The organism is Klebsiella sp. GB_Kp047, from assembly GCF_040065235.1.
Classification (GTDB): Bacteria; Pseudomonadota; Gammaproteobacteria; order Enterobacterales; family Enterobacteriaceae; genus Klebsiella; species Klebsiella quasipneumoniae.
In genome coordinates this window covers 25,306-46,407 of sequence record NZ_JBEAJG010000012.1, presented here as the reverse complement: position 1 = coordinate 46,407, position 21,102 = coordinate 25,306, and the positions used below count along the sequence as shown (strand labels likewise).

The 21,102-nt window shown below is 42.9% G+C and carries 20 protein-coding genes; 10 read left to right on the top strand and 10 right to left on the bottom strand.

Features of this window, described 5'->3' with window-relative positions:
* Window positions 1–117: 117 nt before the first annotated feature.
* Both ABLV76_RS07525 and ABLV76_RS07520 read left to right on the top strand, forming a co-directional pair.
* Window positions 118–987 (top strand): phosphorothioated DNA-binding restriction endonuclease, encoded by an 870-nt coding sequence (locus ABLV76_RS07525; RefSeq protein ID WP_348878261.1) that lies wholly within the window; start codon window positions 118–120, stop codon window positions 985–987.
* Between the two features lie 575 nt (window positions 988–1,562).
* Window positions 1,563–3,050: an HNH endonuclease signature motif containing protein gene (locus ABLV76_RS07520; protein WP_129678767.1), complete on the top strand. Its 1,488-nt coding sequence runs from the start codon at window positions 1,563–1,565 to the stop codon at window positions 3,048–3,050.
* Between the two features lie 699 nt (window positions 3,051–3,749).
* Here ABLV76_RS07520 and ABLV76_RS07515 read toward each other — a convergent pair.
* The 9 genes from ABLV76_RS07515 to ABLV76_RS07475 form a co-directional block, all read right to left on the bottom strand.
* On the bottom strand, window positions 3,750–4,703 hold the full coding sequence (locus ABLV76_RS07515; protein ID WP_348878260.1) for a hypothetical protein: 954 nt from the start codon (window positions 4,701–4,703) through the stop codon (window positions 3,750–3,752).
* Window positions 4,693–6,489, bottom strand: a complete 1,797-nt coding sequence (locus ABLV76_RS07510) for a hypothetical protein (RefSeq protein WP_143113961.1) — start codon at window positions 6,487–6,489, stop codon at window positions 4,693–4,695. The genes ABLV76_RS07515 and ABLV76_RS07510 overlap by 11 nt, the downstream gene beginning before the upstream one ends.
* A gap of 1 nt (window position 6,490) precedes the next feature.
* Entirely contained in the window at window positions 6,491–7,723 is a 1,233-nt protein-coding gene (locus tag ABLV76_RS07505) for a metallophosphoesterase (protein ID WP_213313689.1), read from the bottom strand.
* 279 nt (window positions 7,724–8,002) lie between these two features.
* The gene (locus tag ABLV76_RS07500; protein ID WP_348878259.1) at window positions 8,003–8,836 is read right to left on the bottom strand and encodes a DUF4942 domain-containing protein; all 834 of its coding nucleotides are present in this window, start codon (window positions 8,834–8,836) and stop codon (window positions 8,003–8,005) included.
* Window positions 8,837–8,950: 114 nt separating this feature from the next.
* Window positions 8,951–9,292, bottom strand: a complete 342-nt coding sequence (locus ABLV76_RS07495; protein ID WP_080851713.1) for a TA system toxin CbtA family protein — start codon at window positions 9,290–9,292, stop codon at window positions 8,951–8,953.
* Between the two features lie 24 nt (window positions 9,293–9,316).
* A complete protein-coding gene (locus ABLV76_RS07490) occupies window positions 9,317–9,643 on the bottom strand; it encodes a type IV toxin-antitoxin system YeeU family antitoxin (protein ID WP_348878258.1) in 327 nt (108 codons plus the stop codon).
* A gap of 13 nt (window positions 9,644–9,656) precedes the next feature.
* Complete coding sequence (gene radC / locus ABLV76_RS07485; RefSeq protein WP_243811844.1) at window positions 9,657–10,133, bottom strand: DNA repair protein RadC; 477 nt, start codon at window positions 10,131–10,133, stop codon at window positions 9,657–9,659.
* A 10-nt stretch (window positions 10,134–10,143) separates the two neighbouring features.
* Window positions 10,144–10,590, bottom strand: a complete 447-nt coding sequence (locus ABLV76_RS07480; protein ID WP_240265882.1) for an antirestriction protein — start codon at window positions 10,588–10,590, stop codon at window positions 10,144–10,146.
* Between the two features lie 223 nt (window positions 10,591–10,813).
* Window positions 10,814–11,503 (bottom strand): hypothetical protein, encoded by a 690-nt coding sequence (locus tag ABLV76_RS07475; protein ID WP_348878257.1) that lies wholly within the window; start codon window positions 11,501–11,503, stop codon window positions 10,814–10,816.
* Between the two features lie 318 nt (window positions 11,504–11,821).
* Here ABLV76_RS07475 and ABLV76_RS07470 point away from each other — a divergent pair, with 318 nt between their 5' ends.
* Window positions 11,822–12,175: a hypothetical protein gene (locus tag ABLV76_RS07470; protein ID WP_301696098.1), complete on the top strand. Its 354-nt coding sequence runs from the start codon at window positions 11,822–11,824 to the stop codon at window positions 12,173–12,175.
* 36 nt (window positions 12,176–12,211) lie between these two features.
* On the opposite strand, the gene ABLV76_RS07465 is transcribed toward ABLV76_RS07470, so the two are convergent.
* Window positions 12,212–13,102: a GTPase gene (locus ABLV76_RS07465; protein WP_348878256.1), complete on the bottom strand. Its 891-nt coding sequence runs from the start codon at window positions 13,100–13,102 to the stop codon at window positions 12,212–12,214.
* Window positions 13,103–13,198: 96 nt separating this feature from the next.
* Between ABLV76_RS07465 and ABLV76_RS07460 the strand changes: the two genes are divergently transcribed.
* The 7 genes from ABLV76_RS07460 to ABLV76_RS07430 all read left to right on the top strand — a co-directional run bounded on the left by ABLV76_RS07460 (window position 13,199) and on the right by ABLV76_RS07430 (window position 21,092).
* Window positions 13,199–14,461: a hypothetical protein gene (locus tag ABLV76_RS07460; RefSeq protein WP_348878255.1), complete on the top strand. Its 1,263-nt coding sequence runs from the start codon at window positions 13,199–13,201 to the stop codon at window positions 14,459–14,461.
* Window positions 14,462–14,754: 293 nt separating this feature from the next.
* Window positions 14,755–15,012, top strand: a complete 258-nt coding sequence (locus ABLV76_RS07455; RefSeq protein WP_045411024.1) for an AlpA family phage regulatory protein — start codon at window positions 14,755–14,757, stop codon at window positions 15,010–15,012.
* Window positions 15,013–15,385: 373 nt separating this feature from the next.
* A complete protein-coding gene (locus ABLV76_RS07450) occupies window positions 15,386–16,021 on the top strand; it encodes an inovirus Gp2 family protein (protein WP_143113950.1) in 636 nt (211 codons plus the stop codon).
* A gap of 260 nt (window positions 16,022–16,281) precedes the next feature.
* Window positions 16,282–16,572 (top strand): hypothetical protein, encoded by a 291-nt coding sequence (locus tag ABLV76_RS07445; protein ID WP_220982680.1) that lies wholly within the window; start codon window positions 16,282–16,284, stop codon window positions 16,570–16,572.
* 309 nt (window positions 16,573–16,881) lie between these two features.
* Window positions 16,882–18,588, top strand: a complete 1,707-nt coding sequence (locus ABLV76_RS07440; RefSeq protein WP_348878254.1) for a class I SAM-dependent DNA methyltransferase — start codon at window positions 16,882–16,884, stop codon at window positions 18,586–18,588.
* Complete coding sequence (locus ABLV76_RS07435; protein ID WP_220982678.1) at window positions 18,578–19,903, top strand: restriction endonuclease subunit S; 1,326 nt, start codon at window positions 18,578–18,580, stop codon at window positions 19,901–19,903. Before ABLV76_RS07440 ends, ABLV76_RS07435 begins: the two co-directional genes overlap by 11 nt.
* A complete protein-coding gene (locus ABLV76_RS07430) occupies window positions 19,896–21,092 on the top strand; it encodes a DUF4268 domain-containing protein (protein ID WP_348878253.1) in 1,197 nt (398 codons plus the stop codon). The genes ABLV76_RS07435 and ABLV76_RS07430 overlap by 8 nt, the downstream gene beginning before the upstream one ends.
* Window positions 21,093–21,102 lie beyond the last annotated feature (10 nt).

Sequence of the window (21,102 nt, the reverse complement as noted above, 5' to 3'; positions counted from 1 at the left end):
CAAATAACTGGCAGTGATAGTTAAATAGCGATCCACGTAGAATCGCCGCATCTGGTAGGTTGATCGGCAAGGATTTTGCGAGCATCATCGCATTTATTTAGCTGCCAATGTAACGCTATGCCCTCCAGCACGACCCTGCAACACGCGATCGAGAACATCACCATCTGGCGCAAAGGCGAACAGCGTGCACCGCATAAGCCACTGCTGCTGCTGTACGTCCTCTCACAGTACCAGCGCGGCCATGTGCGGATGTTCGACTATGCCTCAGAGATACGCGATGAGCTGCATAGCCTGCTGGAACGCTTTGGCCCGCAGCGCCGCCAGTACCGGCCGGACATGCCCTTTTGGCGCCTGAAAGGCGACGGCTTCTGGGAGCTGCACAACAGCGAACAGTGTTCAACCCAGGGCAGCCGACAGCCGCCCGGCAAAGAGCTGGAGCTCTGCCACGTCGCCGGCGGCTTTGATGAGCCGCATTTTGCGCTACTCAACAGAAATAAGAAGCTGATCAATACCCTCGCCCATCAGATCCTCGAAGCGCATTTCCCGGAGAGTATTCAGGAAGAGCTGGCTGAAGAGATGGGGTTTGATCTGCTGCAGATCCGTAAAGAGCGCGACCCGCATTTTCGCCAGCAGGTGCTGCGCGCCTATAACTATGAGTGCGCGATCTGCGGCTTCAATATGCGCCATGACAATACCTCCGTCGCCCTGGAAGCGGCTCATATCAAGTGGAAGCAGCACGGCGGCCCCTGCGAAATCCCTAACGGCCTGGCGCTCTGCGCGATTCACCATAAGGCTTTTGATAAAGGCTCCATTGGTCTGGATGAGGATATGCGCATCCAGGTTTCGCCAGCGGTGAACGGCGGGGGCATCGTTGGCAGGCTGTTCTGGGATTTTGATGGTAAGCCGATTACCTTACCGCTGGGGAAAGCATGCTATCCCCAGGAGGGGTTTGTGGCGTGGCACCGGCGGGAGGTGTTCAGGGGATGAGGGGGGATGGTGTGTGGGGTTTAATGTTGAGCGTAGGGTTTAGGGATTTTGAATGTGTTTCGGAGAGGATTTCGGGGTTGATCAATGATTGGTCGTTGTTAGATTAAAAGACTTACTTAATGATTTTTTAGATATTGATGTTTGTGAGTTGGTACGAAGGCCGGACTCGCACATAGGACTCAACCTCATGATTTAAAATAGTTAATAAAAAACATTTTCATTTTATACCAACACAGATACCAACACGAAAATTCATTGTTCTTGGGTATCGAACCCGGACAAACATAACTGTGTTGTATTAGCTCAGATGTGACCTGCCACAGCTATAACACAGATCTAAATCTAATCTGACAGGCTGCTCAGTGCCAGGAGCGATAGTAGGAGTTTCAGAAGTCCTCTAAAAGATGGTTTGTTTTGCAGGGATACTTACACAACGCCTACGCCGTTTGTACGTTGATTAATGTGTGACTGTAATGCCTGCCTTCATTCCATCAGTGCTTGCTGTCGCATGGATAGACGAATGATAAGAATGCTTTATATACTTGACCATATTTACAGATTTTTCAGGTACTCGCATGAAAATGACACGCTTAGAAGCTATTAAGGCATGGGGTAGAGCAAGCCGTGAAGGTAAGCCTATTCCCGATGATGTTCGAAAAGTTCTGATCAGCACTCAAAATGATAGCCTGCACGATTTCCCTATAGAAGCCCCTACAGCTAAAGTTAGAGTTAGTAAAGAGCAAGTAAAACGGAATATGAACGGTAAGAAGCCGTTAGCTACATCTGGTACTATCCGTAGTTCGGGAGGTGCTTTAACTCCTGAACAAATGGAAATATACAACAAAAAACGCAAGTTAGATAATCAAAGGCGTAAAAACAACCCTCAACTTTATTCAAAGCTAATGCAAGATTTTATTGCCTCTGGCTTATCTAAAAAACAAGCCACTAAAAAAGCTAGAGCAGTTATTTTAAGTACAAATCTAGACAAACCAAATAACGATAAAGAACCTTCTGCTGTCAGAACAAACCGAATCATTATATCCAATACTTTACTTAATGAGGAGATGTTTAAAGCTGATCCCTGGCACATAGCAAAAGTTAAGCAAGATGCGATCAATTTATTTAATGTCGAACAAAGACGAATCGACACAGCACTTTTAAGGCGTCCTATTTCATGTATTGAATGCAAAATTGACTTTAAATCATTTGGTGGATTTGTAGATCATACTAAAGATGTTCATCATGCTAGCGTAAGTACACCTAAGTTAATTGTAGAAAATGAAGTTTCTATTGACACTGTGGATATTGTCATTGAGCCATCTATATTTCGACCTAACGAACCAGTAGAGCCGGTTGTTTCTATTCCCATTACCAAAACGCCAGAATCATTTAGTGATAAGTGGATAAGGTTGTTTGCAGAGAAAGGTTACAGTGCCGCAATGGTTGAAGCGTTTAAACGTGATGCAACTAAAGAGAATATGACGGCATTACAGATACATGATTTTCTTAGTGTCTGTAAACCCTATAAAGCCCCTGTAGAAACACCTGTAAGTCCTCTAGAAGCGATTATTATCCCTGAACAAGCAAGTACCATTACAGAGGCCAGAGAAACGCTTGTAGAAGCACCTGTAGCATCTGTTGCTAATGATTCCTCCTATGCTGTTACCCTCGTTGATTCTTTTGAGCAAGCTTTGTTTGCTGATCGCATTGTTCGTACCCGTACCAATCAGAATGATTTTAAAGAACGTGTAGCCGCTAACTTTGGTTATCGTTGCGCCATTACTAATAGCGGAGAAGCATTAGAAGCAGCTCACATTGAGCCAGTAGGAACGGGGAACAATAACACTTCTAATGGGGTGCTTATGCTTGCTTGTTTGCATCGTCTTTTCGACGCTGGATTGATGGCTATCAATCCTGATTCTCTTACAGTGCATTTCAAGGCCGACTGTACATACTTTGCTAAAAGAACGTTGGAAGGTAAAAAACTAAATGATCACCCAGTTACTCTGAACAAATCAGGATTGTTAGAACGCTGGCTTATCTTTAATGCTGATAGAATTTAAAGCAATTAAAACAATACGTTACCTAATGGAGATAATTATCCTTAACATGCAATAAATATTCATAATCAACCTTTTTTCGCCTGAAATGCAAATTATAAAAAATCAAACTCAACATAAAGGTTTATATCTACAAATCCATATCGCCCTCGTGGTTACTTAAAGCAAATACCGTCCATTGAATTGCGACTGTTTCTGTAATCACTTTTTTTGGAACTAAAACAGGTGTGCTTACAGCTCATAGCCGACGTCTTGCCCCGAACTTGTCTAATAAATGCAAAAAGCAGACATCAAGAACGCTATTGCTCGTTAGGTCAGATATCTAAAAACACGTGGCCCTCGTAGATGAGTTATATATATGAATGAGGGATCCATTAAGACCTCTCGGTGTCGACGGACAACGCATTGTTCAAGTCATTTAATGGCAGATTTAGGGGCGAGTGACTGAACGTGCACTGGTTTCTGTCACTGTAAACGCGAACATGACCAGAAAATATCCCCCTCATCTTTAAATAGCCGGAATTCTAAATGAGATTATCCGTAGCCCTCAAAAAAATCCCGGATGCATTATTTCACACTGTACTGATTTTTGGTCAGAGCAGAAAGATAAATTATCTCTAGTTCAGCACGGCATTAATTTTGGCTCAGAAACACACCCGCCCCCTAACTAAATTATCAAGTAATTTAGTTAGGGTCATTAGTTTACTCACTTTTCTTGATATGCAAGCGAGATATTACAAAATCTCCAGAAGATTCGACTTTTGTAGTTTCATTTCGAATATATTCAGAATATAAGCAAGTAACATTGGGATAATTAAAACTACATAATATCGCGGCTAAAATATGTGGTTTTGGCCCAAAGGGAATGATGGATACGTTATAATCAGATCTTAGGGGAGAGAGCATTTGCGACATGTTATCATAACAAGTTGCAATACTATTGATTGGTAATTTTATAAGTTTATCTTCACCACCAAGGTAGTGTGAAATAAAGTCTTTGTTTTTTTCTAAACAAGTATTTTCATAATCATAGGTTGCAGCTGGTGCAGCCATGATACCAAAGCATTTGTTTGGGTTCAGTAAGTTATACAAACGTTGAGGACCATATCTATCAAAACCCAACATGAATATTGCTGCATTATGCCTTTTGGTTAATGAAATACCCTCGCACCCCGGAATTATGCGTAACTCACCTAGTTCAACGTTTAGATCTAAATTTCTATACACTGCAGTTGCATATGTCAAATCAACAGTTACTCTTAATTCACAAAAATTGACTAAATAGTTTAAAATCGCTGCATACCAAGCTCGAGACATAGAAGTGTAGTCAATTAATATTTTTAATTCAGTAACATTAATTTTTTTGATTATTTCACTTAGCACCTTTTGTATTTCAGAAATTTCTCTTTGTGAAATTTCAAGTAATTTGAAGCCAGTCCAGCTTTCTGAAAAGTAATTCAAACTATCGATACGGACTGGATCTTCCTTATGTTGGTCAAACGCTAAGACAATAACATTATCTATATTGTCTCTATGCAATCGTGTAGCTACGTCAATACAGCGTTCTTCGTAGCCACAAGAAAATAATGCAATATCATATTTTGACTGACTTAGTTCACCTATTGATAAGTCATCTACATGTAATTTATTCATCATCTCCCTCCCAATCTAGACTAAATTGTCCATCATCATTATTCTTATTTAAAGCCTTAAATCGACTATATGAATAATTGTTCATTATCACAGATAATTTGATGGAGTTTCCTTTCCTTGGCATTAAGTAAAAATGAGGTGATAAACAAAAGGCTAATGAGAATCTACCTTTCCTATTTGGCATTTTATTATCATTGTCTAACCCCCTAAAATCTGGGTAAATTAGACCTAGATCTACAGCTGTTTCTATATATTTCCATACTTTGTCATCTTCAACATCAAATGAAAATGAGTTGTATGTATCTGTATTTATTTTATCTGTATGAAGCTTGTCTTTTAAAAATCTACCAATTGTTGTAAACAAATCGAAAGCTTTCTTTCCATCCACCTCTAGGTTTAAACCGTCTAACTCTGAGTATGAAAACTCTTTTAGTTTGGCACCTTGTTCCTTGTCTGACAAAGGCTTAAGTTCAGTACAAGTGTCAATGTTATTTGAGAAAAGATAATTGAATAATCGTAATAGACGACGTGGGTTTCCGTCAGAACATCTTACTATTAGTGAATATCCAGAAAATATAAATGGTGAAGCATTACCCTTATAACGTTGGAAGGAATCCTTTAATATCAATGTCCCTCTCAACTTTCTTGATATTGAGCTTTCGAACAATGAATAATCTTGTTCCAGTAACCTTTCCGCTCTTTTTATCGTACTGGAATCACAATACTCTCTCACTTTCTCCATCAATTTATCATCAGGGAGGGAGTCTTTTGGTGAGTCAACTAATATTGAATTGCCTAAAAGAAACTCTAGTGTGATTTCTTTATTTATGATAGATGAATTTTTTATTCTTTTTCTAAAAAGCTTCTCTGCGAAATTTTCGAAAAAATTATGAGAGTTATTCTTTGAGCTACCATGAAGGCCTTGCTTATCAATATTTAAATAATCGAAGTCGTGCCCCATGTTTAATGGAGTGCCCGTATCAGTTTCCAGAGTGTAGTGTCGGTATGGCATTGTAGTTATTTTGAATACGATCTCATTATATGACCTCATATGAGTGTTCAATATTCTATGATGATCTTTTGTTAAGAATTCAGCCTCATCAATACAAACACAGAATGTGGATGAATTAGAAAGTCCGATTTCTTTTCTTACCGTAAATAGTGCCATTATAAGAGGTTTAAATAAATCAGCATTAAAGTTAAGCCCAACCATAAGATCATCATCACTTAACTTCAGGCCTAGCTTAATTTTATTGAATATAATATTCTTTTTATATTCAATAATCTCTAGCTCGTCATAAATATCGGTAATTGTATTTAATTTCTTAGACAGCCATAATTCTGATATTTTATTGCAAATAGCTTTCTCTTTGATGATTCTGTCTATTTCATCCTCAACATACGAATGGAGACAGCTTCGTATGGTATCAAGAAATCTTGCGCATGAAGATAAGTTCAAACTCCACCTAAAAAGCTGGTTATTATCATCAATGTCACCTATTGAGTTTACCCATTCAACTTTTAAGGGGATATACGTCGCAATAAATGAGCGTTCATTTATTATTTTTCTTGCTTTTTCATCATTTAACTTAGTAAGACATTCATGAGAAAGCATTTTAATTAGAGCAGTCTTACCCGAGCCTCTAGAACCTAGAATTATATGATTTTTATTAGAAATTAGAGATTCAAACGCTGGAGTCCAAACAAATTCTTCAGCTAGTTGATTGGACGTGAAATATCTAGCATTAGAGTGCTCAAATATATTATTAAATCCAAATAAGTTATGCATATCATTTTCCCTTTAGCAAAATGAATAACTCATCTTGTCCTGGAGTTTTAAATATTGTAAAACCAACTTCATCCGATAAATCCATAATGGTCTTTTCAAGAAGTTTTCTCGAAGTATATATTATATCAGCATAATGGTTAGATAGTTCACTCCACTTAACATGTGTCTGTGTCTCGAAAAAACGCTCAATAGATTCTTTTAGCTGCTTTTTTAGTTCGACAGGTAACATGCGATTACCAAAAAACTCTTTGTGAGGTATTCCGTTAATGGACTCATCTTTTGTCCACCCATGTCCTGTGTTGTGTGACCAACTTACTACCTTTCCTAAAGGGGTTTTGTTTACATCACAAATTTTATCAATTTCAATTTGATGAATAGTATTTGGTACCCCTTGGAACCACCTATCATCTAAACGCGCAGAAAAACTGCCTGCGCACAATATATTAATAGGATGCTGATAGTCATCAGAGTACTGTGCAAGCCTAGGTATATGTTTATGTCCATGCACAATAAAATTAACATTATGCTTAGACGCAATTTCCATCAGGATAGCTGCGTTTTGTAAGATGCTATGGTCAGCGGCGTCAAAAGGTAAATCTGGCTGCTGAATTGGATGGTGATGTACGACTAGCAGATTAATCTTCCCGCTATGTGCAATCTGCAGTTCTTGAAGCTTTCTATCCAGTTCGGTTAAATCCTGTTTGCGAATAACACCGTGATGAGGCTTTCTGTCATAGTGGTCAAAAACCGAACTGTTCACGCCAATAATATTTATGTGATCATCACTCCAAATAGCAAAATATGGTTCATTGTAATAACAGCCAAAACGAGCGCGATCTAAACATTTTTTAAAAAAGTCATTGAACCGCAAGTTGCTATATTTGCGATCAATTGTCATATTAATACTTTCTTTTGAGGTCATTGAGCGTTCTTCTTCAGCCCAGTTACCATCGTGGTTCCCTGGAACAAAGAAGACTTTTTCTTGCTCTACTCCCACTATCTCCGCAATTTCTTTCAAGCGTGTAGATGCAAGTTCAAATTCTTCTCTGGTTGCTCTATTGGTGATGTCACCCGCGACAACAAGATAGTCAGCACTTATATCCTCTTGATTAGAAAGCTGCCGTAATTCATTTAGGAACTGATTTTTTACAGCGTTGTTAGAGCTTCCTACTGCAAACTCATTTGAAACAGCCGCGTCGCCAACATGTAAATCACTAATGATTATTATTTTCATATGCCAGATACCCATAGGTATACTAATACTATTACATGATATCACAACTGTGTGATTTGTAAGGTAAACATTCAGGAAATATAGAGTTTTAACACTGATGGATGCGTAAGAGCAAGTATCCCTGTCATCCGAACCATTCGTTTTAGAGAATATCCATAGAACGCTTCAGTTATCGTATAGGTCCAATGTCCGATCCTCGTTCAAAGCAGGCTGTCAGATTTGATTGTGTGTTCCCAGTGAAAACCGTCAAATCAAGTCGCGACTAATACACATTATCTCTCATTTGGCAGGCAACATCCCAGGATAGTGCTTCGCCACAATGTCATTCATCTTCTCCACCAGATCCAGACGCTTAAACGTGATATGCCCACTGCCCTTCTGAAAGTAGCGGATAGTAAACAAATCGTCCTCGAAAACCTGCTGATGCGGATTGTCGCGCACAAAATCCATAAACCGGATAGAGATATCATGCCGGTTATTGGGAATGGTTTTGCCATCCAACAGGTAGAGCATTCGCTCCAGATCGGCCAGTTGATCACGCCGCCAGCCCCAGTTCAGGCTATAGCCCCATCGGTCATGCTTCACCAGATTGTTGACGATAATCTTCTTGCCGAAGTAACAGGGATTATTGGTTTTGTAATCCCAGCTTAATCCCCTGAACACATTGATGATGCCACGCTCAAAGACCTCCTGTTTGTTGTGATGAAGCTGCTCAAAGGTACTCAGGATATTCGCTTCGCTGATTGTCGGGAGATCGCCTTCTTCGAGGTTCTTAGCCCACTGGCTACGCGCCTCAGCGTCCATCAACGTCAGCATCCCTGACTTCAACATCAGATCGCGCCAGATGCTGCGGTCGATATTGCGGGTGATGACAGGCATCGCTTTATCTACAGGTTGCACCAGCCAGCAGTCGAAAGCATGGCCCTGCCGCATCGCCCAATGACTCGCTATGTCGCCGCCAATTTCTGAAGTGAGTCGGGAAACGTCATCTAGCTGACAAATCAGCGCCTCAATCTGTTTCAACGCAGCATTACGTCCTGTGACGATGCGTTCAATACTGGTGGAACAAATCAGCTCATTATGATCGGTTAAAATTTCAGCTTCTGTTTGCATGGTATTTTGTCCGTAAAAAGCAAACACGCCCGCCGGGAATGGCAGGCGCATTATGCAATGAGTTAATAAGGAAAAAAGATTGGTAATGTAAATCGGGAAGACTGCTCGCAAGATTCAGCGTATCGAAGGATGAGGGCTTTGCCGCACCAGGCCGGTTACCTGCCGCGCCCGCAAAATATCCACTGCGCCCAGATAAGGGGACTGCTCCTGACAATTAAACCCTCTGCGATCGATACGAACCAGTTCGTACTTTTCCACCAGAAAGTTAACAGCATCAGCCAGCGTAATACCGGCGTTGATATGTTCCTGAATAACGGTTTCATCGCTGAACGGCGTGTCATTCAGGGTAAGGCCATAATGTTGCTCCAGCAGACGGGTAAGTAGCATCTGCCAGACCGTCACGGGAGACGGGCACGACTTCGCCGCCCGCTGAGTTGTTGCTGGTATGGTTTTCATTTTGTTTTCGCGAATGAAAAAGATTTAACGTTGAGTGGGATAAATAACGATGTAGACGTAACCACAACTGCCGAGAGTATCGGCTTCACAGGTGAAAGCGTTGTGGTAGAGAGTGACGCTGTGCGCATGACGGGGATTAAGTTCGCCAGTGCTCAGCATCAGTTCCATCTGGCGGATAAAATGCGGGAATGCTTCTTCCAGCTTCTGACATTCGGCATCAACAAATTTACCGGTGATATTGGCCCTGTCAGCCAGGTAGTGCAGTCGGTTGCCTTCCTGTACCAGCCTTGCGCCAAAATTCGGTATGAAACTTCGCTTTAATCCCCACTGTATGGCATCAGTCAGTGGCATTTTTTGCCCTCCTTCATAACCAGCCTCGTTCAGCAAATGAAACCACGGTCATGCCTCCGACTATGCAGTGATCCAGCACCCGGATTTCTACCAGAGACAGCGCCTTTACCAGTCTGGTGGTAATCCGTCTGTCGGCCTGGCTGGGCTCAGCTTCACCGGAGGGATGGTTGTGGGCAAAAAGCACGGCGGCTGCATTATGGCGAAGGGCTGATTTCACCACTTCTCGGGGATGCACTTCCGTACTGTTGATAGTGCCGGTAAACAGGGTTTCGTGAGTAATTAGCTGATTTTGCTGATTAAGGTACAGCACCAGAAACATTTCGCGCTCCAGCCCGGTCATTTTCAGGCGCAGCCAGTCCCGGACAACCGTTGTAGACGTGAATGACGCGCCAGGCTCGCGCAGATAGTGTTCAAGCAGCGACAGAGCACGCTGAACAGTACGCCGGGTTGTCAGCGGTAGTTCCTGCTGCGGTGATAAGTTGAAAGTCATACCTGCATCCTCAGTCGATAATGCGCATGATGGCGGAACATTCCTGATGGCACAGGGCATAATCCCGCAGGCGATAATAATGCGCGGTCATGGCATCACACTCAGTACGACAGGCGTGATGGCTGTACTCCATCAGGCAGACGGCAATTCCGGCGGCCTCTGCACTCATTTGCGCATCATTGCCATTCATGCTGTTAAAGAGTTGCCATTGCGCATCGCCGTCAGTATCCGGCACCATAAAAGCCCCGCCGTTACTGAGCGAGTAAAAATTCCAGATTCCGCCGCTGTAATCCGTACAGAAACGGTCCATCCAGGCAAAGATACGCGGCTCCAGTAATATCCACTGTGGAATCGTGCCAAAATGCTGCGGCCAGAAGCCGGGGCGTTGTTCATCTGCGACAGGTGTGGCGAAAATAGTGTCTGACGATAAGGTGGCGTCAGTGATTGCAGTATTCATGATTAATCTCTCCGAAAATAAAAATGCCAGCCGGTCAGGACTGGCGTGACGATAAGTCGTTAAATCAGGTCGTTAAAGCGCAGCAAGACGGTCATCGCTGCCTGCGTTTACAGATAGTATTGTGGTGGGTGATACAATGAGTGAGGCGGCATAAAAGCAAAAAGGCCATGCTTCCCGATGAAGGCACGGCCTTTAGGACTGAGTTAGAAACAATACTAGGGGGTTATTGCCCCATGTACTCCACCTTTGCACCGGTGGCGTTACCATCAGATCCTACTGTAACAACGATTTTATCGTAGGTGCGGTAAGCGGCATTGTAGACTTCATATACCACCGTATTTCCCTTCACTTCATAGCTGCCAAAATCAGCGGCATCTGCCGTTTCACGGTCATATTCTTTCGTGTACGCCTGTCTGGCCGCTTTCATTACCGAACCTTTGTTTACTTTCAGCGGCTTGTTCCCAGTGACTTCTGCTGATACGCCTGCAAGGGCGCTGACATATTTCGGGCAAACCTGGAGCATATCGCCACGGGTAAATTTCATTTGTGTGCCAAAGACCTGTACGCTGGAAATATCCTGACCGGCAATTGATTCAATGGCTTTCCTGGCTGCGGCGGGAGCCTGCCCACCTTCGATTTCAACAGCTTTATAGCCGGTCTGTTGATTACACATCTGAGAGGTGGGGATCAGATTCCCGTTAATGCTGATACGGCTTCCCATCAGTTCCTGCTGACCGTTGGGGCAATCCTGCAACTGGCCGAAGATACCAATAGTGTCTTTTTTCAGCATAACCAGCGCCTGACCGTCTTCCGTCATGGTCTGGCACCATCCATTTTTCACCATCCAGTTGCCTGCCTGCGCAGAAACAGAGGCGGCGGAGAGAAAAAGAGCAATTACTGTTCTGGTTTTCATAAATCACCTGTGGATTGGCAACAGCGGTCAGGAGAGAACCACTGCATAAGTTATTAATTAGTCAACATCTGTCAAAGGAGCAGGAAACGGCGCGAAACAAGCCAGGATATCCTTACTTTTTGATAGGTTAAGACGATCAATTCATGGATATCGAAAGTTATTATTGATAGATAATAACGATCGATTTCTTATTATTGATCGTTTATACAGATCGATATATTCTTTTCTGACAAACAATGTCCTGAAAAAGTGCAACGTTTGACCATAAGGCGTGTGCCTAGGGAAATTCACAGAGTCCAGGAAAGAGAGGAACAACGGATGTCAGGAACAGTACAGATTGAGCCGTTTAATGCAGAATTTCTGACCAGAGAGAAACTGCACGACCTGATTTTTTACCGGAAAAGTTTTGATCTCACGAATGTTACCGACATCAGTGAAACCGTCAAAAGAGTGGAGTATGCGATTGAACATCAGCAGAAGAAATTAACCTGCCGCGTATACACCGAATACAGAAGCACTGCGGTGGCAGGCTCTCTGTGGTCGCCAACAGCACTTCTGGGAGCGGTAAGCGCCGCCGCAATCGGTGTCCATAATCTGGCGACATGGAACCCGGACTATGAAATTGGTAAGAATTACGTTAAACGAACCTTATCTGTAAGGTATAAAAAGTAACGGGTTTACATCTGTCCGTGGCTGAGTCTGTCCGGTTCAGCCAAAAATCCTCTCCCATAATTCCGATGCGAGCTGTACCAGTTTTTCCCGCAACCTCCTCAGCAACAAGCTCCAGCCAGAAGGTAGACGCTCAGAAGCGATCACCGTGTCAAAAGCCGAACCGGCTATTTCACCAAAACGCTGGCGTACTGCGACATCACTCTCCTCCGTATGATTTTCTGCCTTTAACTGGCAATAAAAAGCGCTACTGGCCTGTACGGGTAACGCATGTATCATCAGTTCCACCAAAGCATGCAGGTTGTAGCCGGTATGTGCTGAAACGGCCATCACCGGGAAAGAGGACGGCAACTGACCAGCAATCTGCGAACTGATAACCGCAAGTGAAAGGCACTGCTCCGTTGAAGGAACAGCCTGTCCGGCAAGTTCTGGCAACGGAGGAATGCGGTCTGCCTGGCTGATGACAAACAGGAAACGGGAAGCATCCGCGCCATAAGCAAGCAGTGACCGGTGCGTGACGATATCGACCGCACGCGCACGATCATCAGCACGCAGGACCCAGATAATCAAATCCAGCTCCGTCAGCAACTTCTGATACAGCGCCGAATATTCCGCATCGTATTCCGGTGTCTCGCCCACTCCAGGCAAATCCACCAGTGTCATGCTGCGCTCGCCCACGGTGAGCACTATCCGCTGGGGTTCACGGGTACAGCCCAGCAAATCGCTGGTCAGACATACCGGTTGTTGAAACAGGGCGTTGCAAAGCGAACTCTTACCCGCTCCACTTTTGCCCATAATGCCAATCACGGGCTCGTAGTTGATGGCGTATTGCAGGCGGGAAAGAATACGTTCGGTCGTTTGTTGGGGTAAGAAATGAAGGCAGGCACGCAGGATATCACTGGTATCCTGCGATTCGGGAATGTGAGGCATGTTTTACTCCTGTGAAGTGGCTATGGCGGAAGATGTTCAACCGGTTGTTCAAGGAGGTAATATAGGTGCCAAATTTTCTGCAAAAAGGACGTTCAGATGAAGAAAAACACTGGAGAATGTGTAGATAAAAAATGTAAAAAACCTATTTCAGAGCATGTGGAAGCAAATAAAAAGCGTTTATGCGAAGAACACTATGAACTACAAAAAGAAAAGGCCCGGATGAAGTTAGAAAAACGTATAAGCAAGATAGCCGACAGAGTTATATCCAGTCATAAACTGTCAAAAATCGAAGCATTAATTAGCAACAATAACGTTAATGAAGAGATCTTCAGAAGAAAAATAAACAAACAATGGATATCAGAAAATACAAAAAGAAAAAGTGATGTAAAAGACATCCTCGAATCTCGAGAATGGAAAAACACACAAGAACTAATTCGAAGAAGACAAGTCACTTGCGTAGAGAAACAATTCATGGATTATGTACAGGATGTGTGTCATTTATATTTACTAAAGCTTTTTCATAGCAGAGAATATCTCAACAAAGATAACTCATACAAAAAAAATCATATATCTTCGCTTGGAGATATTAGCCCTGTTGTCACTTTAAAACTTGAGGTAGCCTTCTCTTTCAACCCTTACTCTGACGTTAGCATAAGCACGGATGATATCATTTTGATTCCACAGAGAATCCGAAGAATGCTTTCCATGGAAAAAGCATTTCTTAAGAAAAAAATACAAAAAGATAAATCCCAGAATCATGAGAGCAAGAAAATAAAGAGTAAAATTAAAAAAAGAAGCGATGGTATCTACCACAGAATTCTGCGAGAAAATGAACCTGAAGAGGTTAGTAAGTTTATGGATAAGATGAGAGAACAATTAAAAGAGCTTCCTTCTACAATATTTATAAGATACCCCCCCTTTCTATACAGCCCCATTGAAAAATCCCTGCCACTATTTCGGTTAGCACAAATGGAATACATCAGAATATATCAAAAATCTGAGGCAAACATATTTGTTAAAGTAGAAAATGAATTATCCCACTTCAAAATGCATCTAGAATCATTTGCGATTTTAAGCTTTCATGCTTTGATGTCAGGTAAAGCAATAGGAAGGGAATTTTTAACTCAGGCATCATTCTTTATTAAACTCACACCAACAAATAGGACCTCAGCAAGTAAACTCTTGTTAGATGAAATAGAATATAATCTCAAGGCTTTATTTCATGTTAACATGAAAAATAAAAGCGAATTCATTAGGTTGTACAACTCATTCTTTAGTGAAGATGTAATTGAAGAAGACACCGAAACAGAAAAAATATCATCCATACATAAAAATATATTTAAAAATAATTTTAAATGAAATTTAACAGCAAAAAACACATAAGGCATCCCTTGTCAGTGATCAGGCTAGCAGGGGGTGGCGTCACTTTTCGAACTGGCATGCCCTCTCGTACATCATCCACTGAATAAAATTATAAACTGGTTCGAGGAGGACCTATAATTATAAAAATAAGCAACAATTTGAATACGTAGCGAGATACTTTCATGTAAATTTTAACTCCCGACATTATGGTATGAGAAGGATGACCGTTACCCTGCTAGTGGCAACAGAAATCCTCTCTCGTACTCATACCAACTCACGGGAGCATCAGCATGACAATAAAAACTGACACAAATGAGATTAAAGAAGCGAATGCCCATTCAGTGTTGAATAGCCAACTCGTTGATATGGCATTTATTACAATGTTTACAGGCATGACAGATAAGTGGATATACAAACAAGTCCAGCTAGGTTTATTGCCTAAACCAATTAAACTGGGCCGTAGTTCGCGCTGGCTTAAAAGCGAAGTAGAAGAGTGGGTAAATAGTCGAATTATAGCTTCGCGAGGGAGTGATAAAAAACGCTTTTAATTTTTATAAGTGAATTACTAACTTGAGAGTAAAATAGCGAAGACTAATATTGGATTGACATCATTCCAAGCGTATCATTTCATCCGGCCATTACTATTCTTTTTGTTGGTAATAGTATTATTATCTATAATTAGTAACATCCCTCTGCAATACTCGAAAGGTTTAAAAGCATAACTATCACAAGGTTAGTTAACAGTATATCAATAGCCCTAATTGGAAATGATACAAACCTTTAACTAAAGGTGAGTTATTATCTGACAAAATTATAACTTTCCTTTCATTGAGTATCTTGTCACAAATATGCTCACCTACTTTAATTCATCGAAGAAATATTTATACACTCTTCAAATTTAGTCATCCAGGAGTTTATTTCATGCTGAACCATCTCTGCCTTGACTGGAGTCAGGCCCCTTTTAATGAAAAGTATCTTAAGGCTATTATCAATACCATGGATAATGCGCTAATGCAGCATCATAGAACCATGGCCGTGCGTGTTGATTTACGATTACCTGAATATCGCGATATCGGAGATAGTATAAGTTGCACACCTAATATAACTCGAGGGTTGCTATCCCGATTCATCCGGTCAGCGCAGTCAAAAATTGATGCCTTTCAAAAACGTCAGGCAAAGCAGGGTAAAAGGATTAACCCATGCAAAGTTCGTTATCTATGGGTTAAAGAAATAGCCGATGCGAGTAAACCACATTTCCATGTTGTCCTGTTTGTGAATAAAGATACTTTTCGTGGGCTTGGGGATTTTTTGCATACAGGAGATAACCTGGGCTCGTTCATTCAGGATGCCTGGCTAAGTGCGTTAGGATTAGAGGATTATCCTGAATACAGGCAACTTGTGCATTTTCCAGCTAATCCTTTATACGTGCTGGATATTAATGCCGCTAACTTCCAGCAGGCCTGCAACGCGTTAACATTTCGGATTAGTTATTTCGCTAAAGAACACACTAAAGTTTACGACGCCTACGAACGCTCAATCGGCTACAGCCAGTGTTAATGGCCTCAACCTTAATGCAGGCTCTCAGTACCACGTCTGGGTAGTACCGAGCAGCCTGCAACCTTTAGCGGTGATTCTTCACTGCTTATTCACTTCATCGTTGCTACAGCGACAAAGAGAGCCCTTGCAGCGATGCCCGGAGCTGCGCTCTGGAAACCGGACTCTCATATTTAACCTTTATCAAATATATGTTAAGGCCATTCATGGCCTGTGTGGAAACGTCTCTGAGTGTTTTTCATCCCAATCAAAAGGACAAACACATGAAACAAGCCAAGAAAATACATGCTATGAAAGTGGCGGAGTATCGTTCATACATCACCATGTTCAAAGTGTATTGGGACGGTTTACAAGGATGCTGTAGTGATGCTGAGCGGTATGTCTGGCGCGGGCGAGCAATTACACAGTTAAATAAAGTAGCATCGCTCCCCTGTCCCCGAACCACACCAGGAGACAGAGAGAAGTTTGAACGGGCCTGTGAGCGTCTTCAGCAGTACATCGATAGAATCACACCAGAAGGTCAGTGGCATGATTGCATTAATCAGAAAAAGTGAAGCCACGGCTAATCAGTAACAAAATTATATCTGCTTATGAGAAGTACGGCTCGCTCTGGCGTTCAAATTCATTCCTGAGAACGTGCTATGTGCGATTCGCACATGGGAATAGTAAAGGTCATAGGGTGTGAGAGACTCCAGTAGCGGAACAATAGAGTAACAGAGTCTCCTGCTGCCATGACCAGTTGATGCGGAAATCAGCCCTACATCTTGGTATCGCTCTGACGTCAGGGTATGATCATTGGCAATTTCCCCGATTTTACACAACCTGGACATCCAACCAGGCATAAATGATTTTTTGAGGTTTTGATGGACAACGCTGAACAGCAATTTCTGAACGATCTGGATACTAAGTTCTGGAAAGCCGCAGACAAGCTACGCGCCAATATGGACGCGGCCAACTACAAGCATGTGGTACTGGGGCTTATCTTTCTGAAGTATGTTTCAGATGCGTTTGACGCCCGTCAGAAGGAACTGAAAGGGCTGTTTGAAGATAACGTCAACCCGGACAACATTTATGCGATTTCTCATGACGATTACGACACGGAAGAGGCGTACCAGCAGGCGATCGCAGAAGAACTGGAAGTTCAGGACTATTACACCGAGAAAAACGTTTTCTGGGTGCCAAAGCTAGCTCGCTGGGAAACGCTCAAAACCAACGCTGCTCTGCCTGTAGGGACGGTTCTGGGGAAAGACGATAGCGGCAAAGATATCGTCATGACGTCAGTATCGAAGCTGATTGATATCGCTCTGGATACTATCGAAAACAGCAACCCGACACTGAAAAACATCCTTAACCGTATCGGCCACTATCAGCTTGGTAATGACCTGTTAATCAGCCTGATTAACGTTTTTTCCGATACTAGTTTCAGCGAACCTAAGTATAACGGTGTGAAGCTCAATCTGAAGAGCAAAGATATTCTTGGCCACGTCTACGAATACTTCCTTGGTCAGTTCGCACTGGCTGAAGGCAAGCAGGGCGGCCAGTATTACACCCCAAAGAGCATCGTCACGCTGATTGTTGAAATGCTTCAGCCCTATGATGGCCGTGTTTATGATCCCGCGATGGGTTCCGGTGGCTTCTTCGTTTCCAGCGATCGCTTTATCGAAGCGCACGCTGATGAAAAGCATTACAACGCCGCCGAGCAAAAGCGCAATATCTCCGTTTATGGGCAGGAGTCCAACCCTACCACCTGGCGTCTGGCTGCGATGAACATGGTGATTCGCGGCATCGATTTTAACTTCGGTAAACAGAACGCCGATACATTTCTGAACGATCAGCACCCGGATCTGCGGGCCGATTTTGTTATGGCTAACCCACCGTTCAACATGAAAGAGTGGTGGAGCAAAACGCTGGAAAAAGATGTTCGCTGGAAATACGGCACCCCGCCGCAGGGCAACGCCAACTTCGCCTGGATGCAGCACATGATCCACCATTTAGCCCCAAAAGGTTCAATGGCGCTATTGTTGGCGAACGGGTCGATGAGCTCCAATACTAACAGCGAAGGCGAAATCCGCCGGGCGATTATCGAAGCTGATCTGGTGGAGTGCATGGTGGCGCTACCAGGACAATTGTTTACTAACACCCAAATTCCAGCCTGTATCTGGCTGCTAACCAAAGACAAATCGGGTGGTAACGGCAAAGCGCACCGTAAAGGTGAAGTGTTGTTTATCGACGCTCGCCAGATTGGCTTTATGAAAGATCGCGTACTGCGTGATTTTTCGTCGGATGATATCCGCAAGATTGCAGATACCTTCCATGCCTGGCAGACGGATAAAGATTATAAAGATGAAGCTGGTTTCTGCTTCTCTGCAACCCTTGAAGATATTCAGAAAAATGATTTTATTCTGACCCCAGGGCGCTATGTTGGTGCGGTTGAGCTGGATGAAGACTATGAGCCGTTTGTGGAGAAAATGGCGCGGCTGACGGCACAGCTTAAAGAACAGTTGTCAGAGAGTGCGAAACTGGAGGCGCAGATTAAGGCGAATTTGGGGGGGCTGGGTTATGAGCTTTGAACTTGTATCATTAAGTGATATTGCAGATGTAATTGATTCACTGCATAAAACACCTAAATATGCCGATAAAGGCTGGGCAATGGTACGTTGCACGGATGTTAGTTATGGATATCTTGAATTAGAGAGTACATTTAAAGTAGAAGAAATCGTATACAATGAGTTTTCTCGCCGGTATAAGCCAGAAAAAAATGACCTGATAATTACTAGGGTAGGTAGTTATGGTTTAACTGCTTTGGTCGATGACACTGAATTTTGCCTCGGTCAAAATACATCGGCAATCAAGCCTAAAATAAACGCTAAATATCTTTATTTATGTTTGAACTCAAGTTTCGTTCAACGACAAATTGAAAGTAAGGTTGTTGGCACAACTCAAAAAACGCTCAGTTTAAAAGCAATTAAATCGCTACTTATTCCCCGATTTGGTGATTATAAAGAAGATTGTATTGCCGATATTGGATGGAATCTAAATGATAAAATTTACGCCAATAGAAGAATCAATCATACCCTCGAACAAATGGCTCAAGCCTTGTTCAAAAGCTGGTTTGTTGATTTTGAACCGGTAAAAGCTAAAATCGCGGTGCTGGAATCGGGTGGTTCGCAAGAAGAAGCAACACTTGCTGCCATGACAGCAATTTCTGGAAAGGATGCTGATTCTTTGACCATATTTGAGCAAGAGCATCCTGAAAAATATGCTGAACTCAGGGCTACGGCAGAGTTGTTCCCGTCGACTATGCAGGAAAGTGAATTAGGGGACATTCCGGCTGGATGGAGTTCGCAACGAATGTCAAATATAGCAACTCTTCATTACGGAAAAGCATTAAAAAAAACAGAACGCATTGATGGGCCATATCCTGTCTATGGATCGGGTGGGGTTACCGGCTCTCACAACGGCTACCTTGTTGAAGGGCCTGGTATTATAGTGGGCAGAAAAGGCTCAATTGGTACAATTTATTGGGAAGATGGAAAATTCCATCCAATTGATACTGTCTATTACGTAGCCACTAAAGAAGAAATTCCATTAAGTTATTTATATTATTTAATGAAAACATTGAATCTGCCCAGCATGAACACCGACGCTGCTGTTCCTGGGTTAAATAGAGATAATGTTTATCGTCTTGAAGTATTGAAACCAACTCAATCTATCTTGAATAGATTCGACAATCACATAGCAACCATCAGAAACGGTATTCAAAAAAATAATAATACAATAGTATCCTTAGTGGGTTTACGCGACACCCTCCTCCCCAAACTCCTCTCCGGCGAAATCACCCTGCCGGAAGCCGAGGAATTAGCAAAGGAAGCCGACTATGTTTAAAGTCGATCAGCCCAGCAATAGCCTACAACCCCTTCAGGAAACCACCTTCACTAACGCGGGTTTCACCGAACGCTATCACTTGCAGGAATGGCTGGCGAAGCACCCGCAGGCATTGACCCGCAGCAGCGATGACGAACTACTTATCATCCAGAAAGAGTTTGCCGGGTTCGACGACACCAAAGAGCGGCTTGATCTACTGGCGATCGACAAGGACGGTAATCTTGTGATCATCGAGAATAAGCTCGATGATTCCGGGCGCGATGTCGTCTGGCAGGCGCTGAAGTACGCGGGTTACTGCGCGAATCTACGCAAAGAACATATCGTTGAGATCTTCCAGCGTTACCTTGATCAGAACGAACCAGAAGAAACGCGTCCTGCGGCTGACGTGCTGGCTGAATTTCTTGAGCACGATAGCCTGGAAGAGGTGCAAATTAACCAGAATCGTTCACAGCGTATCATGATGGTCGCAGCAAATTTCCGCAAAGAAGCAACCAATACCGCACTCTGGTTAATGCAGTTCAATATTCGTGTACAGTGCTTTAAGGTCACACCTTACCGTTATGGTAACGATGTGTTTATTGATATCAAGCAGGTAATACCGACGCCGGAAGCGGAATCTTACATGATCGGTATGGCGCAAAAAGAGGCTGAGGAGCAGTCCACGACTGGAGAATCCAAAGCTCGCCACCATTTACGTAAGGCGTTCTGGACCCAAGCTCTGGAGAAATTCCGTGTTAGCTCATGTTCACTCTACAATAATATCAGCCCGTCAACCGACCACTGGTTAAGCGCAGGTTCTGGCATCAGTGGCGTTTCGTACAATCTTATCTTCAGCAAAAAAGAAATTAGGGTTGAGCTTTGGATTGCCAAACCGTCAGCACAAACCAATACATTCGCGTTTGACTGGCTTCATGAACGCAGATCCGCAATCGAAAATCGCTTTGGGCATGAAATTGTTTGGCAGGCCTTACCGGATAAGAAATCCTGCCGTATTACCTACAGAAAACCCATCAACGGCATCGCAGATCAGGAAAAGTGGCCGGAGATGGTCGACTGGTTGGTAGAACATATGACGGCATTTGAAAAAGCCTTTTCAACATGTCTACCGGAACTTAATCAGTTGATTAAGCGAACCTTTAACGGGCATGATGAAGCTGAAATTATTACTGAAGAAGCCGAACACGTTTAACACAGGACGT

Coding starts and splice junctions, on each gene's coding strand:
- ABLV76_RS07500 (WP_348878259.1), bottom strand. CDS start 8,836: ATGCAAACAGAAGCTGAAATTTTAACCGATCATAATGAGCTGATTTGT.
- radC (WP_243811844.1), bottom strand. CDS start 10,133: ATGACTTTCAACTTATCACCGCAGCAGGAACTACCGCTGACAACCCGG.
- ABLV76_RS07470 (WP_301696098.1), top strand. CDS start 11,822: ATGTCAGGAACAGTACAGATTGAGCCGTTTAATGCAGAATTTCTGACC.
- ABLV76_RS07515 (WP_348878260.1), bottom strand. CDS start 4,703: ATGATGAATAAATTACATGTAGATGACTTATCAATAGGTGAACTAAGT.
- ABLV76_RS07435 (WP_220982678.1), top strand. CDS start 18,578: ATGAGCTTTGAACTTGTATCATTAAGTGATATTGCAGATGTAATTGAT.
- ABLV76_RS07525 (WP_348878261.1), top strand. CDS start 118: ATGCCCTCCAGCACGACCCTGCAACACGCGATCGAGAACATCACCATC.
- ABLV76_RS07495 (WP_080851713.1), bottom strand. CDS start 9,292: ATGAAAACCATACCAGCAACAACTCAGCGGGCGGCGAAGTCGTGCCCG.
- ABLV76_RS07505 (WP_213313689.1), bottom strand. CDS start 7,723: ATGAAAATAATAATCATTAGTGATTTACATGTTGGCGACGCGGCTGTT.
- ABLV76_RS07480 (WP_240265882.1), bottom strand. CDS start 10,590: ATGAATACTGCAATCACTGACGCCACCTTATCGTCAGACACTATTTTC.
- ABLV76_RS07460 (WP_348878255.1), top strand. CDS start 13,199: ATGAAGAAAAACACTGGAGAATGTGTAGATAAAAAATGTAAAAAACCT.
- ABLV76_RS07445 (WP_220982680.1), top strand. CDS start 16,282: ATGAAACAAGCCAAGAAAATACATGCTATGAAAGTGGCGGAGTATCGT.
- ABLV76_RS07430 (WP_348878253.1), top strand. CDS start 19,896: ATGTTTAAAGTCGATCAGCCCAGCAATAGCCTACAACCCCTTCAGGAA.
- ABLV76_RS07490 (WP_348878258.1), bottom strand. CDS start 9,643: ATGCCACTGACTGATGCCATACAGTGGGGATTAAAGCGAAGTTTCATA.
- ABLV76_RS07450 (WP_143113950.1), top strand. CDS start 15,386: ATGCTGAACCATCTCTGCCTTGACTGGAGTCAGGCCCCTTTTAATGAA.
- ABLV76_RS07510 (WP_143113961.1), bottom strand. CDS start 6,489: ATGCATAACTTATTTGGATTTAATAATATATTTGAGCACTCTAATGCT.
- ABLV76_RS07520 (WP_129678767.1), top strand. CDS start 1,563: ATGAAAATGACACGCTTAGAAGCTATTAAGGCATGGGGTAGAGCAAGC.
- ABLV76_RS07475 (WP_348878257.1), bottom strand. CDS start 11,503: ATGAAAACCAGAACAGTAATTGCTCTTTTTCTCTCCGCCGCCTCTGTT.
- ABLV76_RS07455 (WP_045411024.1), top strand. CDS start 14,755: ATGACAATAAAAACTGACACAAATGAGATTAAAGAAGCGAATGCCCAT.
- ABLV76_RS07465 (WP_348878256.1), bottom strand. CDS start 13,102: ATGCCTCACATTCCCGAATCGCAGGATACCAGTGATATCCTGCGTGCC.
- ABLV76_RS07440 (WP_348878254.1), top strand. CDS start 16,882: ATGGACAACGCTGAACAGCAATTTCTGAACGATCTGGATACTAAGTTC.